16 protein-coding genes are annotated in these 15317 nt (G+C 36.5%); 15 read left to right on the top strand and 1 reads right to left on the bottom strand.

All coding sequences use genetic code 11. The features are described from left to right. The first annotated feature begins 1 nt into the window (after position 1). The 7 genes from AEQSU_RS07575 (at position 2) to AEQSU_RS07545 (ending at position 5934) form a co-directional block, all read left to right on the top strand. A complete protein-coding gene (locus AEQSU_RS07575; protein ID WP_014782275.1) occupies positions 2 to 700 on the top strand; it encodes a ZIP family metal transporter in 699 nt (232 codons plus the stop codon). 36 nt (positions 701 to 736) lie between these two features. Further along, positions 737 to 1249 carry a DUF421 domain-containing protein gene (locus AEQSU_RS07570; RefSeq protein ID WP_014782274.1) on the top strand — a complete coding sequence of 171 codons (513 nt, stop codon included), beginning with the start codon at positions 737 to 739 and terminating at the stop codon, positions 1247 to 1249. Positions 1250 to 2089: 840 nt separating this feature from the next. Beyond that, positions 2090 to 2557: a T9SS type A sorting domain-containing protein gene (locus tag AEQSU_RS07565; RefSeq protein WP_042491774.1), complete on the top strand. Its 468-nt coding sequence runs from the start codon at positions 2090 to 2092 to the stop codon at positions 2555 to 2557. A gap of 91 nt (positions 2558 to 2648) precedes the next feature. Continuing rightward, positions 2649 to 3239 (top strand): HD domain-containing protein, encoded by a 591-nt coding sequence (locus AEQSU_RS07560; RefSeq protein ID WP_014782273.1) that lies wholly within the window; start codon positions 2649 to 2651, stop codon positions 3237 to 3239. 48 nt (positions 3240 to 3287) lie between these two features. Continuing rightward, positions 3288 to 3668: a hypothetical protein gene (locus tag AEQSU_RS07555; protein WP_014782272.1), complete on the top strand. Its 381-nt coding sequence runs from the start codon at positions 3288 to 3290 to the stop codon at positions 3666 to 3668. Between the two features lie 100 nt (positions 3669 to 3768). Beyond that, positions 3769 to 5061, top strand: coding sequence for an aminopeptidase P family protein (locus AEQSU_RS07550; protein ID WP_014782271.1), 1293 nt, complete (start codon positions 3769 to 3771; stop codon positions 5059 to 5061). Positions 5062 to 5160: 99 nt separating this feature from the next. Further along, positions 5161 to 5934: an alpha/beta fold hydrolase gene (locus AEQSU_RS07545; protein ID WP_014782270.1), complete on the top strand. Its 774-nt coding sequence runs from the start codon at positions 5161 to 5163 to the stop codon at positions 5932 to 5934. Here AEQSU_RS07545 and thiL read toward each other — a convergent pair. Further along, positions 5931 to 6989 carry a thiamine-phosphate kinase gene (gene thiL, locus AEQSU_RS07540; RefSeq protein WP_014782269.1) on the bottom strand — a complete coding sequence of 353 codons (1059 nt, stop codon included), beginning with the start codon at positions 6987 to 6989 and terminating at the stop codon, positions 5931 to 5933. The genes AEQSU_RS07545 and thiL overlap by 4 nt on opposite strands. A 205-nt stretch (positions 6990 to 7194) precedes the next feature. Here thiL and AEQSU_RS07535 point away from each other — a divergent pair, with 205 nt between their 5' ends. The 8 genes from AEQSU_RS07535 (at position 7195) to sufC (ending at position 15263) form a co-directional block, all read left to right on the top strand. Continuing rightward, positions 7195 to 8610 carry a choice-of-anchor B family protein gene (locus tag AEQSU_RS07535; RefSeq protein ID WP_014782268.1) on the top strand — a complete coding sequence of 472 codons (1416 nt, stop codon included), beginning with the start codon at positions 7195 to 7197 and terminating at the stop codon, positions 8608 to 8610. Between the two features lie 24 nt (positions 8611 to 8634). Further along, positions 8635 to 10014 (top strand): hypothetical protein, encoded by a 1380-nt coding sequence (locus AEQSU_RS07530; RefSeq protein WP_014782267.1) that lies wholly within the window; start codon positions 8635 to 8637, stop codon positions 10012 to 10014. A 16-nt stretch (positions 10015 to 10030) separates the two neighbouring features. After that, on the top strand, positions 10031 to 10945 hold the full coding sequence (locus AEQSU_RS07525; RefSeq protein WP_014782266.1) for an MbnP family protein: 915 nt from the start codon (positions 10031 to 10033) through the stop codon (positions 10943 to 10945). Positions 10946 to 10950: 5 nt separating this feature from the next. Further along, the gene (locus AEQSU_RS07520; RefSeq protein ID WP_014782265.1) at positions 10951 to 12057 is read left to right on the top strand and encodes a cytochrome-c peroxidase; all 1107 of its coding nucleotides are present in this window, start codon (positions 10951 to 10953) and stop codon (positions 12055 to 12057) included. A gap of 155 nt (positions 12058 to 12212) precedes the next feature. Next, positions 12213 to 12542, top strand: coding sequence for a HesB/IscA family protein (locus AEQSU_RS07515; protein WP_014782264.1), 330 nt, complete (start codon positions 12213 to 12215; stop codon positions 12540 to 12542). Positions 12543 to 12596: 54 nt separating this feature from the next. Then, positions 12597 to 14042, top strand: coding sequence for a Fe-S cluster assembly protein SufB (gene sufB, locus AEQSU_RS07510; RefSeq protein WP_014782263.1), 1446 nt, complete (start codon positions 12597 to 12599; stop codon positions 14040 to 14042). Positions 14043 to 14104: 62 nt separating this feature from the next. Then, a complete protein-coding gene (locus tag AEQSU_RS07505) occupies positions 14105 to 14512 on the top strand; it encodes a hypothetical protein (protein ID WP_014782262.1) in 408 nt (135 codons plus the stop codon). A 1-nt stretch (position 14513) separates the two neighbouring features. Further along, positions 14514 to 15263 carry a Fe-S cluster assembly ATPase SufC gene (gene sufC, locus AEQSU_RS07500; protein WP_014782261.1) on the top strand — a complete coding sequence of 250 codons (750 nt, stop codon included), beginning with the start codon at positions 14514 to 14516 and terminating at the stop codon, positions 15261 to 15263. Positions 15264 to 15317 lie beyond the last annotated feature (54 nt).

The raw sequence follows: 15317 nt of genomic DNA, 5'->3' as shown, positions 1-15317 counted from the left end.
AATGATGACAATTATCGTAGTGATCATAGTTACGGGAGCACTTATAATTGGTGCTTTTTGGGGTATTTATGGAAATATGTCAAAAAATCTTGAAGGTTTTTTGGTGGCTTTGGCGGGTGGAGCACTTTTAGTTTCTGCCTTGCTCGAATTGATAAACCCTGCGCTCGAAAAAAACTCAATACCTATTACATTGGCAGCAGTTTTTGCCGGCGCCATTACATTTACTATTTTAGATTATTTGGTAAAAGAAAAATGGGGTTCTAAAAGTGGTGGCGGATTACTCGCCGCAATTACACTTGACGGTATTCCCGAAAATTTGGCTCTGGGCGTTGCACTAATCGGAGCAGGACCATTATCCGTTGCCGCTTTGTCGGGTTCGATACTCTTATCCAATCTCCCAGAGGCAGCAGGTGGAGCGAAAGAAATGTCAAACAATGATAATTCAAAAAAGAAAGTTCTTTGGCTCTGGATTGGTACTGCACTTATACTTTCAGCATCTGCACTATTAAGTCATTATTTATTAGCTGATGTTCCTAAGGAATATTTGAATTATATAAAATGTTTTGCTGGCGGCGCAGTCGTTGCATCACTCGCTTTGGAGGTTTTTCCAAAAGCATTCAAAAAAGAAAAATATTGGACAGGTTTGGCAACAGCAATCGGTTTAATTTTAGCATTATATTTAAATACTTTAGGCGAGTAAAATTAAAATCACCATTGAATCATTAAAACAAATTTTATGAATATAGATACTGCTTTACTCGTTATTGTTTCAGTTTTTGCAATTTTCACAATAGTATTGATAATTACACGAATTTTTGGACTCAGAACATTTGCTAAAATGTCCAGCTTCGATTTTGCTTCCACTATTTCTGTTGGTGCAATATTAGCAACAATTATATTGAATAACGACCAAAGTATTTTAAAAGGAACATTGGCTTTAATTTGTATAATTGCATTTCAAACCCTCTTTTCATTTTTGGTCAGGAAAAATGATAGCTTTAAAAAGCTTTTCACCAATAAACCGCAAATGCTTATGAAAGATGGAGAAATTATTTACGATAATTTAAAGAGTTGCAACATTGGTATGAGTGATTTAATGGGAAAATTAAGAGAGGCCAACGTACATAAATTGTCTGAAGTCCAAGCTGTAGTTTTTGAAAGTACTGGAGATATTTCAGTATTGCATAGTTCAGATAAAAATGATGTTGATTCCATAATCTTAAGAGATGTTGCAGAATATGAAAAATGATTTCTGATAATTATTGAATAAATATTATACGAATATTGAATATTCTCAATCAATAAACTTTTTGAGAAAAAATATTAAATATAGATTAAGTCTGATCTTAGAATAAGTGCGCAAAAGCCCAGCACATAACAAACAACTGAGGTAAAAACCAAGCATTTTCTTCAAATATTTTACCCATAGCTATCCTGGCATTGCTGAAATAGAATAAATCTTTTACGTCTATTTATTTCCGGCTCAACAAGCAAAAAACATCACCAATATTTCAGTATTGGTTCTTTAATTTTTTAGCACAGAAACTTGGGCATCACCTTATAAAATGAATTGCCAATGCAATCCTACTTATGAGTTCTGATAGCTATCAAAACTCGCGGATTTTCTATTCGGTTTTTATTTGCTAAATTAGTTGCTTAACCAAGAAACTAATCATTCACAAACCTTTGCCACGTATTAAAATTACTACCTATGAAAAATCTACTTTTCTTATTAGTTTTAGTCAATTACGGATTTTTAACGGCCCAAGAATTTAGCTTCGAAATATTTTTTTAAGATTCAGCCGGAAATAAAGACTCCATAATCATTGGATATGATGATGCCGCAACTTTTGGCATAGACAGTTCATTTGGAGAAATAAATATCATAAATACACCTTATACTACAGGTCTTGATGTTCGGATTTCTGATGAATGGTTTAAAAGAGAAAATTCAGATCCGCCTACATTTTATACTAAAAAACAGATCTACAAAAAAGCTTGTCCCAACAATTTCAATATTCCTGTAATTGATATTGTTACAGACAACTGGCCAGTAACTGCAACTTGGGATAATTCACTTTTTAATGATGTGTGCAGAAATGGAAGTGTTTTTACAAGTATTAACCCCGGTGGTTGGTGGGATACTGGAAGTCCGAGTAACTTATATCGTGTAATTTTAAGTGAAATAAATGAAGCCACATTTACCTCAAATTATGATGGTAGTTTTAATCCCGCCTCTGCATATATGAATGATAACGGAGATATAATACCCGTTTATTGGCAAACTTTTGGAGATCGAATTGTTTTAAGTACTTCGCAGAATTATGAAACGAACATAAAAATATTCCCCAATCCCACGAATGATTTTCTTTATTATGAAATAGATAATCCGGAGCTGATTTCGGAAATAAATATTTATGATTTAAACGGGGAAAAACAAAATAGTCAACATTCTGATAATTCTTTAAATTTAAAAATGCTCACTAGTGGTATTTATTTCGTTGAATTTTTGTTTAAAGACAACAGAAAAGAAATTCAACAAATAATCAAACTATAACGACTTCTGTGAACTTTCCAAAGCTAGTTTTTATTAATAGTAGCTGTATCTGCTGAGACAAAGAAAACAATATAAAAAATTCCATTTCGAAATGATACCTCAAGATTTATTAAAGCAAATTGATTTTATAAAAGAAATAGACAAAATAAAATACATTCAAAGACAGACTAAATTATTCAATAGGGACAGGCGCGAAAACGATGCGGAACATAGTTGGCATTTAGCAATGATGGCGATTGTTTTAAGTGAACATTCAGACAGGGAAATTGATTTATTAAAGGTCATAAAAATGGTCTTAATCCAGGATATTGTAGAAATTGACGCCGGCGATACTTTATTATACGCCCAAAATAAAAGTCACGAAAACACTGCAGAAGAAAAGAAAGGTGCGGAACGTATTTTTGGAATGCTTCCCGAAAAACAAGCGGAGAAATTTATGCAAATTTGGACTGAATTTGAAACAGGTAATTCCAATGAAGCAAAGTTTGCAAAATCAATGGACAGGCTTGAACCCCTATTACAAAATACTTCAAATGACGGAGGAACTTGGAAGGAATTTGGAGTGAAATATCAAACTGTTTACGCGAAGAAAAAAGTAATTAAAAATGGTTCAACAGAGTTATGGAATTATGCCGAAACACTTATTGAAGACAGCGTTAAAAAAGGAATCTTAGAGAAATAAAAACTGACTTTCATTATAGTCAAAAATCACTTGTTAAAAATACAATTTATGAAACACCTGCTGCTTTTCATCTTGCTGACTTCGTTTTATACCGTTTCTGCTCAAAACGATTGTGAAAAATTTAAAAATGGAACCTTCAAAATGAGTGATACTGCGCTCAACTTTGCTTGCACCATCACCCGAAATGATTCCATACAAGTTGAAAAAGTAGAAGGCACTGATGAAGAATCTAAATTTAAAGTAGTCTGGACAAACCCCTGTGAATACACCTTACAGATGATTGCAGGCTCTCCTGACGGCATAGCGTTTTATAAAGATAAAGTGCTAAAAGTGAAAATTATTGCAACCGAAGAAAACAATTACACCTACGAAGCTAACATAGACGGAATAGACTTTGTTGCTCCGCAAACTATTTATAAAGTGGAATAAGACTCCTTTATATTCCTTGTATTTAATACACTTTTAACCCTTTCCCAGTCATATATTACTTTGAAATAATTAATTTTGAATAAATTCAGAAAACTACATTATGAAGTACGATCAAATACCAAGCAAACTATTTACAAAAAACCGCAAAAACTTTATGGCCAAAATGAAGCCGAAGAGTGTCGCAGTTTTTAACAGTAACGATATTTACCCAATAAGCGCAGATAGTACGATGCCCTTTCAGCAGGCGCGTGATATATTTTATTTAACAGGTGCAGATCAAGAAGAAACCATCCTTGTGCTTTTTCCAGATGCGCCAAATAAAGAACATTGCGAAATGCTTTTTGTACGCGAAACCAACGATCATATTGCTGTTTGGGAAGGTGAAAAACTCACCAAAGAAAAGGCTACCGAGGTAAGCGGAATTAAATCCGTTTTCTGGTTAAAGGAGTTCGACAAAATTTTCTTTGAAGTAATGACTCAGGCCGAGCGCGTTTATTTCAACACCAACGAGCATTACCGCCAAAGTGTAGAAACCGAAACCCGCGAGGATCGCTTCATAAAAACTACCAAAGATAAATTTCCAGCACATAGTTGGGAACGTAGCAATCCAATCTTGCAACGTTTGCGTTCTGTGAAAGATAAAATTGAAATTGATTTAATTCAAACCGCCTGTAACATTACCGAAAAAGGTTTTAAAAGAATCCTAAATTTCGTAAAACCCGGAGTTTGGGAATACGAGATTGAAGCCGAATTTATGCACGAGTTCCTAAGAAACCGTTCTCGCGGTTTTGCCTATACACCTATTGTTGGTAGTGGCAACAATGCAAACGTGCTTCACTATGTTGTAAATAACCAACAGTGTAAAAAGGGAGATTTAATTCTTTTGGATGTTGGTGCAGAATACGCAAACTATTCCAGCGATATGACCAGAACCATTCCAGTAGGTGGAAAATTCAGCAAGCGTCAGCGCGAAGTTTACGACGCCGTAAAACGTGTGAAAGATGATGCTACAAAAATGCTCGTTCCAGGAAATTATTGGAAAGAATATCACGAAGAAGTTGGTAAACTGATGACCAAAGAACTGCTTGGCCTAAAATTACTTGATAAAGCAGATGTGAAAAACGAAGACCCAAATTGGCCAGCCTACAAAAAATATTTTATGCACGGCACCAGCCATCATATGGGGCTTGACACACACGACTACGGAATTCTATGGGAAAAGATGACTGAAGATATGGTTTTCACTGTGGAACCAGGAATCTATATTCCAGCAGAAGGTTTTGGAGTGCGTTTGGAAGACGATGTAGTGATACAGAAAAAAGGAGAACCTTTCAACTTGATGCGCAATATTCCTATTGAAGCAGAAGAGATTGAGGAGTTGATGAATAAATAGAAGAAAGAATAAAGAAAAAAGACTTTTAGACCTAACAGGCGTCATTGCGATCCCGATAGCTATCGAGAGAAGCAATCTCCTGTTAGGTCTTTTCAAATTATGATATTTCACTACAAAAATACTCCAATCCATTACGAAACCTTCGGAAGCGGTCCAGCAATAATATTGCTTCACGGTTTTTTGGAAAGTTCCACAATGTGGAAACCCTTGATTCCTCAGTTATCAAAAAACAATTTCGTAATTACAATTGACTTCCCCGGTCACGGAAAAAGCGGAGTTCTTGCTGAAATCCACACCATGGAATTAATGGCTGAAGTTGTAAACGAAATATTGCAACATTTGCAAATTTCCACAGCAACTTTCATTGGCCATTCAATGGGTGGTTACGTTACGCTGGCTTTCGCCGAAATGTTTCTCGAGAAAATAGAAAAAATTATTCTTCTAAATTCCACAACAGAAAATGACGATGCCGAGAAAAAAGCAATCAGAGAACGTTCTGTAAAAATTTTAGATAGTGTTCCAGAAGCCTTTATTAGTATGGCTATTAGCAATTTATTTACTGAAGAAAGCAAACAGCAAAATACATCTGAAATTGAGAAACTAAAAGCTGAAGCAAATACATTTCCAGTTGCAGGTATTCAAGCCAATATTAAAGGAATGAAGGACCGACAGGACAGAAAACAAGTCTTAAAAAACTTCAAAAAAGGAAAGTTTTTAATTGCTGGACTACACGACACTATTGTTCCTTATGCAGCTTCAAAAGAAATTACTGAAAACACAAATACGACACTCATTACTTTCAACAGCGGGCATATGGCTGTTATTGAAAACCTCAGTGAGCTAAAAGTAGTGTTGAATAAAATTCTAAATTAATCTTCACTCTTTTTCAGTGGATTCCAACCTCGTGCAATCAAAGGTATTTTTGTTCCCGCACGGCTTATTAAATGTACGCCTTCTTTTTCTTCAGTTATATGACCAATAACTGATAAATGTGGATTCGCCTTTATTTTTGGAAAATCTTCCATACTTACGGTGAAAAGCAATTCATAATCCTCGCCACCACTCAAAGCAATGGTTGTACTGTCTAAATTGAATTCTTCGCAAGTAGAAATTACCTGAGGATCCAATGGAATTTTATCTTCAAATAAATTACAACCTACTTTGGAGCTTTTACAGATATGTAAAATTTCAGAAGAAAGACCGTCGCTAATGTCAATCATAGCAGTAGGTGTCACATCTATTTCCTTCAACAAGATTGAGATATCTTTTCGCGCTTCAGGTTTCAGCTGTCGTTCTACTAAATAGGAATAAGGTTCTAAATCTGGCTGACTGTTTGGATTTACTTTATAAACTTCTTTTTCGCGCTCCAAAATCTGAAGTCCCATATATGCCGCGCCAAGATCGCCGGTTACAACCAATAAATCGTTCGCTTTTGCTCCGCTTCTGTAAATTGCTTCGCCTTTATTCACAGTGCCTAAAGCTGTTATACTAATCAGCAAACCTGTGGTTGAAGAAGTAGTGTCGCCACCCACAACATCTACATTGTATTGTTTCGCAGCAGTTTCGATTCCTGCATAAAGTTCTTCCAAAGCTTCCACCGGAAATCTATTAGAAACCGCAATACTCACCGTAATTTGAGTAGGTTCGGCATTCATTGCGTAAATATCAGATAAGTTTACAACTACAGCTTTATAACCCAAATGCTTCAAAGGCATATAACTTAAATCGAAATGCACGCCTTCCAAAAGCAAATCTGTAGAAACAACAATCTCCTTTTTTGAATTGCAAGAAATCACCGCAGCATCATCACCAATTCCTTTTACCGTTGACTTTTGCTTTATTTTGAAATTTTTAGTGAGATGGTCAATAAGTCCAAATTCGCCTAAATTTTCAATATTGGTACTGGAGTTGTCTTTGTTTTCGAACATTTTTATTGTTTATTAGCATGCTTCGGCAAAAATACACCTTCAAAATTAATAAGTGAAGCCTCTTTTAAATATTAGTTTTTATGACGTTAAAATATGAATATGGCAATTAACATGTTAACACTATACTAATATTTAACCTTTTGCGTTTGTTATAACAATAAATATATCGCTATTTTAGCGCCCCTTTTAACCCTAAAACGTTTTTATGAAAGTATTTCTACAATTATCTATTTTATTATTTGGCGCCATTTCCATCGCGCAAACCCCTTGTGAAAACGGCATGGCCGGACAATATCCTTGTAATGGTCTTGACCTTTCTTCTAGAATAAGCCTAAGCACAATGAATGCTGGAGCAGGAAATGATTCTTGGGGTTGGACCGATCCGCAAGATGGAACAGAATACGCAATTATGGGTCTCGATAATGGTACCGCTTTCGTAGATATTTCTGATCCTGTAAACCCTATTTATCTTGGTAAATTACCAGCTCATAATAATCAAAATAGTATCTGGAGAGATATTAAAGTTTATAAAGATCACGCCTTCATTGTTAGTGAAGCTAGCAGTCATGGAATGCAGGTTTTTGATTTAACTAGATTGCGCAATGTGAACAACGCACCCGTAACTTTTACTGAAGATGCACATTATGGAGGTTTTGGAAACTGCCACAATATTGTTATCAATGAAGAAACCGGCTATGCTTATGCAGTTGGAGCGTCTTCTACCAATGGTGGAGGTCCAATTTTTATAAATATTCAGAATCCACTAAATCCTATTTTTGAAGGACAATTTACTGGAGATAACTATTGCCACGATGCACAAGCAGTAATTTATGACGGTCCAGACCCAGATTACCAAGGACGTGAAATATTTTTTGGAAGTAATGAAGACAGAGTTTCTATTGTGGATGTTACAGACAAAAGTAATCCAATTCCAATTTCAAACGGTTTCTACGGAAGTGTTGATTACACGCACCAAGGCTGGTTAACAGACGATAAAAAATATTTTATAATTGGTGATGAATTGGACGAGTCTACTTTCGGTTTTAACACGAGAACTATCATTTTTGATGTTAGCGATCTGGACACTCCGGTGGTTCATTTTGAATATGAAGCGGCTGTTGCAGCAATAGACCATAACGGTTATGTTGTAGGTAATGACTTTTATCTTTCTAGCTACCGTGCAGGTTTGCGAATCTTGGACATCAGTGATATCGAAAACAAAAATATGGTTGAGACCAAGTTTTTTGACACCTATCCAAGCAGCAATTCCGCCCGTTTTGATGGAGCTTGGAGCGTTTATCCGTTTTTTGCCAGCGGAAACATCGTTATTAGCGATATTGACAGAGGTCTTTTTCTTGTTCGCGATCCGTTGTTGAGCGTAAACGATAATACCAACCTAAGTTTTTCTATAGCTCCAAACCCTGTAAAAGATGTGGTAACAATTACTTCCAAAACAGAACCTATAACAAGTATTGAAATTTTCAACGTTCTTGGTCAAAAAGTTATAGATGCTAATTTTTCTGAAAACCTTTCTGAAAATATAAATGTTTCCAATCTTCAAACGGGTATGTATGTTTTGAAAATTAATGCGACTACTACAAAACGTTTATTGATTGAATAAAAAAGAACCTACTTATATCCCTATATGCTAATCCTTAAAGACAGAAATTCTTTACGTTTTCTAATTTTATTATCGTTTTTAACTATTTGCATTTCATGCGGAAAGGACGATGCTCCAGAAGTTGAAGATCCACCACCATCTTCTGCTTTTGGTGAAGTTGAATTAATAAAAACCTACGGTGGCAGCGGGATAGACGAAGCAGTTTCAGTTGTAGAAGCCACAGATGGCAACTATATGGTTTTCGGAACAACGCGAAGCACGGATGGTGATATTGTTGGAAGAAGTGGTAGCGATAGTGATTATTGGCTTTTGAAAATTTCTAAAGAAGGCGAAATTATTTGGAGCAAAACCTACGGCGGAAGCGATGATGAAAAAGCCACACGCATTACCAAAACCAATGATGGCGGATATTTGATGAGCGGCTACACAACAAGTAGTGATGGTGATGTTTCTGGTAATGAAGGTTTTCAGGATTACTGGATTCTTAAAGTAGATAGTGCAGGAACTATACTGTGGGACGAAAATTTCGGCTTCTCAGGAAGTGATCAGGCTTATAAAGCCTTTCAAACCTCAGATGGCGGTTATTTTGTAACTGGATTTTTTGACGTCTCAGCCAGTGGTGGTGGTGGAAATGACCTTCATAAAGGAGAAAATAGAGGTGTACTTCACGGTGTTGGCGAGTTTTGGGGAATCAAACTAGATGCCAGCGGAAACAAACAATGGCGACGCTATTTTGGAGGCTCCAACAACGATCGAAGCTACGATGCCGTGGAAACTGCAGATGGTGGTTTTTTAATGACAGGTACTTCAGAAAGTGTAGATTTCGATAAAACAGATCCAAAAGGAAGCTATGATTATTGGGCTGTAAGACTAAAACCCAATGGCGATTTGGTTTGGACAAAGTCTTATGGTGGCAATGAAATAGACAATTCCTACGCTTCAATAAAAACCAATGACGGCAATTACATTATGGTTGGTGACTCCAGAAGCGCCGATCAAGACGTAACCTCTCCCCGTGGAAATGCCGACGCTTGGATAATAAAGTTTGACGATAACGGGAACAAAATCTGGCAAAAATCTTATGGCGGTTCAGAGTTTGATACTGCCCATAGTATTGTTCAGCGTGAAAATGAGGATTATATTCTTTCAGGCCACAGTCGCAGCAATGATGACGATCTGCTAACCAATAATGGCTATAATGATGCGTGGATCTTTTTGATAGACAAAGATGGAAATCTTAAAGATCAGAAAAGCATAGGTGGTTCAAGTCTAGATTATGCTTCGGAAGCAATTGAAACTTCAGACAACAAAATTATAGTTGTCGGAAACAGTGAAAGTAATGATAAAGACATCCCTTTAAACAAAGGTTCAAAAGATGTTTTAATAATAAAATTAAAAACATAATTCCCCTATCTAAATTATGAAAAAAGTATTTCTTTTATTGGTTATGGCAGTTTTTGCCGTTTCTTGTGGCGGTGATGACGATACTCAGCCAGAAATTCTTGGATGTACTGATCCTAATTCTATAAACTATAATGCAGCAGCAACAAAAGATGATGGATCTTGTATTGCTGTTATTTTAGGTTGTACTGATCCCGCCTCTTCAAACTACAATCCAGATGCCAATACGGATGATGGTTCTTGTGTTTACAACAAAAACGTTACGCTTAATTTCACCCAAAACTGGGACGGAAAAGACGTTACCAATTCAGATTTCAACACCACGATTTTTACTAATGAATTTGGAAGTCTTTTAAATATTACAAAACTTAGATATTTAATTTCGCGTATTTCTCTTCTAAAAGCAGACGGTTCTACCGTAGATTTTGAAGAATATAAATTAATTGATTTAGAAGATCCAACTTCCCTGAAACTTACACCGGCAAAATTGGCCCCCACTGGAGATTATAACGGCATTGCATTTACTTATGGTTTCAACGAAAAAGATAACACTAGCGGGTCTCTTCCAGATCTTAATGCCGCAAACTGGAACTGGCCAGATATGTTGGGCGGAGGATACCATTTTATGCAGATGGAAGGAAAATATGATGATGGTAGCGGAGGAGAACTTCCTTATGCCTACCATAATGGTACAGCCCGAGTTAGCAATGGAGTTTTTGAACAAAACTTCCTCACCTTTATTTTCACTCAAAACTTTACCATAACCAATGATGCTACTATTGAAATAAAAATGAATATAGCAGAATGGTATAAAAACCCATACACTTGGAATTTGAATGATTACAACATAGATTTAATGATGAATTATGACGCTCAAAAACTCATGCACGATAATGGAGCAACTGTTTTCAGCATTGGAGCCATAACACAATAATTTTTATGATGAAGCAACGTTTTGGCAAAACATATCTATTTTTGATAGGCTTTTTGGTCCTAAGCGTTTTGGTTGCTTGTTCTTCAAACGACACAGATCCTGAAGAACCAATGGAGCAATATGTGCCAACGCCCAAACCTTTAATTGTTCCTTCAATTTTACAACGCCTATTGCCGCCACCATACATTCCAGCCGATAATACTCAAACTGTGGAAGGAATTGCTTTGGGAAGAAAACTTTTTTACGATCCAATCCTTTCTGGAAATGGAACACAAGCCTGCGCATCTTGCCACCAACCCGAGAATTCATTTACTGACAATACGCGATTGAGCATCGGTATTGATGGTCTTGAAGGAACCCGAAATAGCATGCCACTATATAATATGGCTTGGAATATCAATGAAGAATTCTTTTGGGACGGACGCGCCAAAAGTATAGAAATACAAGCACTAGAACCAGTTATAAACCCAGTAGAAATGCACAACACTTGGCAAAACGCAGTTGCCAGTTTGCAAAGTAACGTTGCTTATCCTGAACTTTTCAACAAAGCTTTTGGAACAAAAAATATCACCAAGGAATTAACCGCCAAAGCAATAGCTCAATTTGAGCGTACCCTTATTTCTGCCAATTCTCCTTTTGATAGATATTTGGAAGGCGAAAATTCATTGACGCCACAAGAAATTAACGGTTTTGCAATTTTTATGGACGAAGCTCGAGGCGATTGCTTCCACTGTCATGGCAATGAATTCAGTCCACTGTGGACCGATAATACGTTTCACAACAACGGGCTGGACGCTGTTATTACGGACAAAGGATTAGGCGGAGTTTCTGGCGATCCTAATGAGGATGGTAAATTCAAATCACCTTCTTTACGAAATCTAGCTTATACTGCTCCTTATATGCATGACGGTCGTTTTGCTACTCTTGATGAAGTAATAAACCATTATAGCGAAGGCTTGGTCTATTCTCCAACCATTGATCCATTAATGAAAACTATTTCAAAAGGTGGCGTACAATTAACGGAACCAGACAAAGCAGACCTAAAAGCTTTTCTACTTTCACTCTCGGATCCATCTTTCATAAACAATCCAGATTTTCAAGATCCCAATTAAGATGCGTTTCTTTTCAAACGCTTCAATTTCCCAATAAAACCGCACTGTTAATTATTGTTTAAAACTATGACACAATAGTTTTTAAATCCCGCTTTGATGTGGTTAAAAGTACTATTTGATGTATATTTGCCCTCTAATTTAGAATTAATCTATATATGATTAAGGTAAGTGAAAATGCAAAAACCAAGATAGCCCAACTGATGAGCGAGGAAGGCTTTAACATTGCCGCAGATTACGTGCGCGTTGGTGTTAAAAGCGGAGGTTGTTCCGGTTTGAGTTATGAATTAACGTTTGACCATAGTCTTGGTGAAAACGATAAACTTTTTGAAGAAGCAAATGTAAAAATTGCCGTAGACAAAAAAAGCTTTTTATACCTCGTTGGTACCACGTTGGAATACAGCGGCGGACTCAACGGAAAAGGTTTTGTCTTTAACAATCCCAACGCTAATCGCACATGCGGTTGTGGCGAGTCTTTTTCTCTTTAATTAAGTTCTGAATTCAACCTTGAATTTTGAACTTTAAATTTTGAATGAATTAATATGAAATATACAGAGGACGATTTAAAAAAAGAATTAGAAACCAAGGAATACGAATATGGTTTCTATACCGATATAGAGTCTGACACTTTTCCCGTTGGATTAAATGAAGATGTGGTGAGAGCTATTTCCTTAAAAAAGGAAGAGCCAGAGTGGATGACAGAATGGCGCATTGAAGCTTACCGTTATTGGTTGCAAATGGAAGAACCAGATTGGGCTAATGTGAATTACGAAAAGCCTGATTTTCAGAATATTTCATATTATTCCGCACCTAACAAAAAACCAAAGTACGACAGTATTGATGAAGTAGATCCTGAACTTTTGGACACTTTCAAAAGACTTGGAATTTCTTTGGACGAACAAAAAAAGCTAGCCGGAGTTGCTGTGGATATTGTGATGGATTCTGTTTCCGTAGCAACTACTTTCAAAAAGACTTTAGCTGAAAAAGGAATTATTTTCTGTTCCATTTCCGAAGCAATTAAAGAACATCCAGAGCTAGTTAAAAAATATTTGGGAACTGTAGTTCCTCAGCGTGACAATTTTTATGCAGCCTTGAACTGTGCTGTTTTTAGTGATGGTTCATTCTGCTATATTCCTAAAGGTGTTCGTTGCCCAATGGAACTTTCTACCTATTTCCGCATCAACCAAGGTGGAACAGGACAATTTGAAAGAACTTTATTGATTGCAGACGAAGGAAGCTACGTAAGCTATCTAGAAGGCTGCACCGCTCCAAGTCGTGACGAAAATCAATTGCACGCCGCAGTGGTGGAATTAATAGCACTGGACGATGCCGAAATAAAATACTCAACAGTACAAAACTGGTATCCTGGAAATAAAGAAGGTAAGGGTGGTGTTTACAATTTCGTTACCAAACGTGGAATTTGCGAAAAGAACGCAAAAATTTCTTGGACACAAGTGGAAACCGGAAGCGCCGTTACTTGGAAATATCCAAGCTGTATTTTAAAAGGAGATAATTCCATAGGCGAATTTTACTCAATTGCCGTAACGAATGATTATCAGCAAGCAGATACGGGAACCAAAATGATTCATATTGGTAAGAACACTCGAAGCACCATTATTTCTAAAGGTATTTCTGCCGGAAAATCACAGAACAGCTATCGTGGTTTGGTGAAGATTATGCCGAATGCAGACAACGCTCGTAATTTTTCGCAGTGTGATTCTTTGCTGATGGGCAACAGCTGCGGCGCACATACTTTTCCATACATTGAAGTAAAAAATAAAACCGCCCAGATAGAGCACGAAGCAACCACAAGTAAAATTGGGGAAGACCAGATTTTTTATTGCAATCAACGCGGTATAAATACTGAAAAAGCCATTGCTTTGATAGTAAACGGTTTCAGTAAAGAAGTTTTGAATAAACTTCCAATGGAATTTGCTGTGGAAGCTCAAAAATTATTGGAAATCAGCCTTGAAGGCTCCGTTGGATAATATTAATGTTACCCCGAGCGTAGTCGAAGGGTCAAAATGTAAATAATAAAATTGAATTAACTATGAAAAAAATCATTTTGATGCTAATGCTTTCAGCAGCGGTATTTTCCTGTAAAAATTCAGAAGAAAAAAACAACGAAACGGAAGAAGTAACAACTGAAAATGTAGATCAAATTCAAACTTACAAAGGAGATTTCATCAATTCTGAGGGTGCGTTAGTGTTGATGGGACCTAATTATATTTTCGGCGTTAAGCGTGATGTAGTTTCCGACGAACTTTCAAAAAAAGTAGCAGCAGTAAAAGTGAATGATTATGATATGGTAGGAGTTGTAGTTCGTGGCGTTGTTACCAAAAACACCGATAAAGAAAGCGATTGGGAAGAAGAAATAACTATCAAAGAAATTATGAAGGTAAATGAGAAGCCTTCCGAAGTAGATATCAAATTAAACGAATCAGAAAAGAAGAAGTAACATGTTAAAGATTAAAGATTTATACGCCGGATTTGACGGAAAAGACATACTACAAGGTATCAATCTTGAAGTAAAAGCAGGCGAAGTTCACGCAATAATGGGACCGAACGGTTCTGGAAAAAGTACGTTAGCATCGGTAGTTGCTGGAAAAGATGAATATGAAGTAAGCAGAGGTTACATCACTTTTGAAAACGAAGATATTTCAGAAATGGATCCTGAAGAAAGAGCCCACAAAGGTATCTTCCTATCGTTCCAATATCCTGTGGAAATCCCTGGAGTCTCGGTGACCAATTTCATAAAAACGGCCATAAACGAAACCCGAAAAGCAAAGAAAATGGATGATATGCCAGCTTCAGAAATGCTAAAAATGATCAAAGAAAAGGCGGATATGCTGGAAATAGACCGCAAATTTCTTTCACGTTCTTTAAACGAAAATTTTTCGGGAGGTGAAAAGAAACGAAACGAAATTTTCCAAATGGCAATGTTAGAGCCAAAACTTGCAATCCTTGACGAAACAGATTCTGGATTGGACATTGATGCGTTGAAAGTTGTAGCCAATGGCGTAAACAAATTGAAAAGCAAAGACAACGCAGTTGTAGTAATTACCCACTACCAACGTCTTTTGGATTATATAGTTCCAGATTTTGTACACGTACTTATGAACGGAAAAATAGTAAAATCCGGAACCAAGGAACTTGCTTACGAGCTGGAAGAAAAAGGTTACGATTGGATTAAAGAAGAGTTGGTTTAAAATTTGTTTCTGGTTTAAGGTTTCTAGTTTCGAGTTGTGTAAAACTAAAAATTT

The organism is Aequorivita sublithincola DSM 14238 (genome assembly GCF_000265385.1).
In the GTDB taxonomy this organism is placed as follows: domain Bacteria; phylum Bacteroidota; class Bacteroidia; order Flavobacteriales; family Flavobacteriaceae; genus Aequorivita; species Aequorivita sublithincola.
This window is presented reverse-complemented; position numbering and strand designations above follow the sequence as displayed.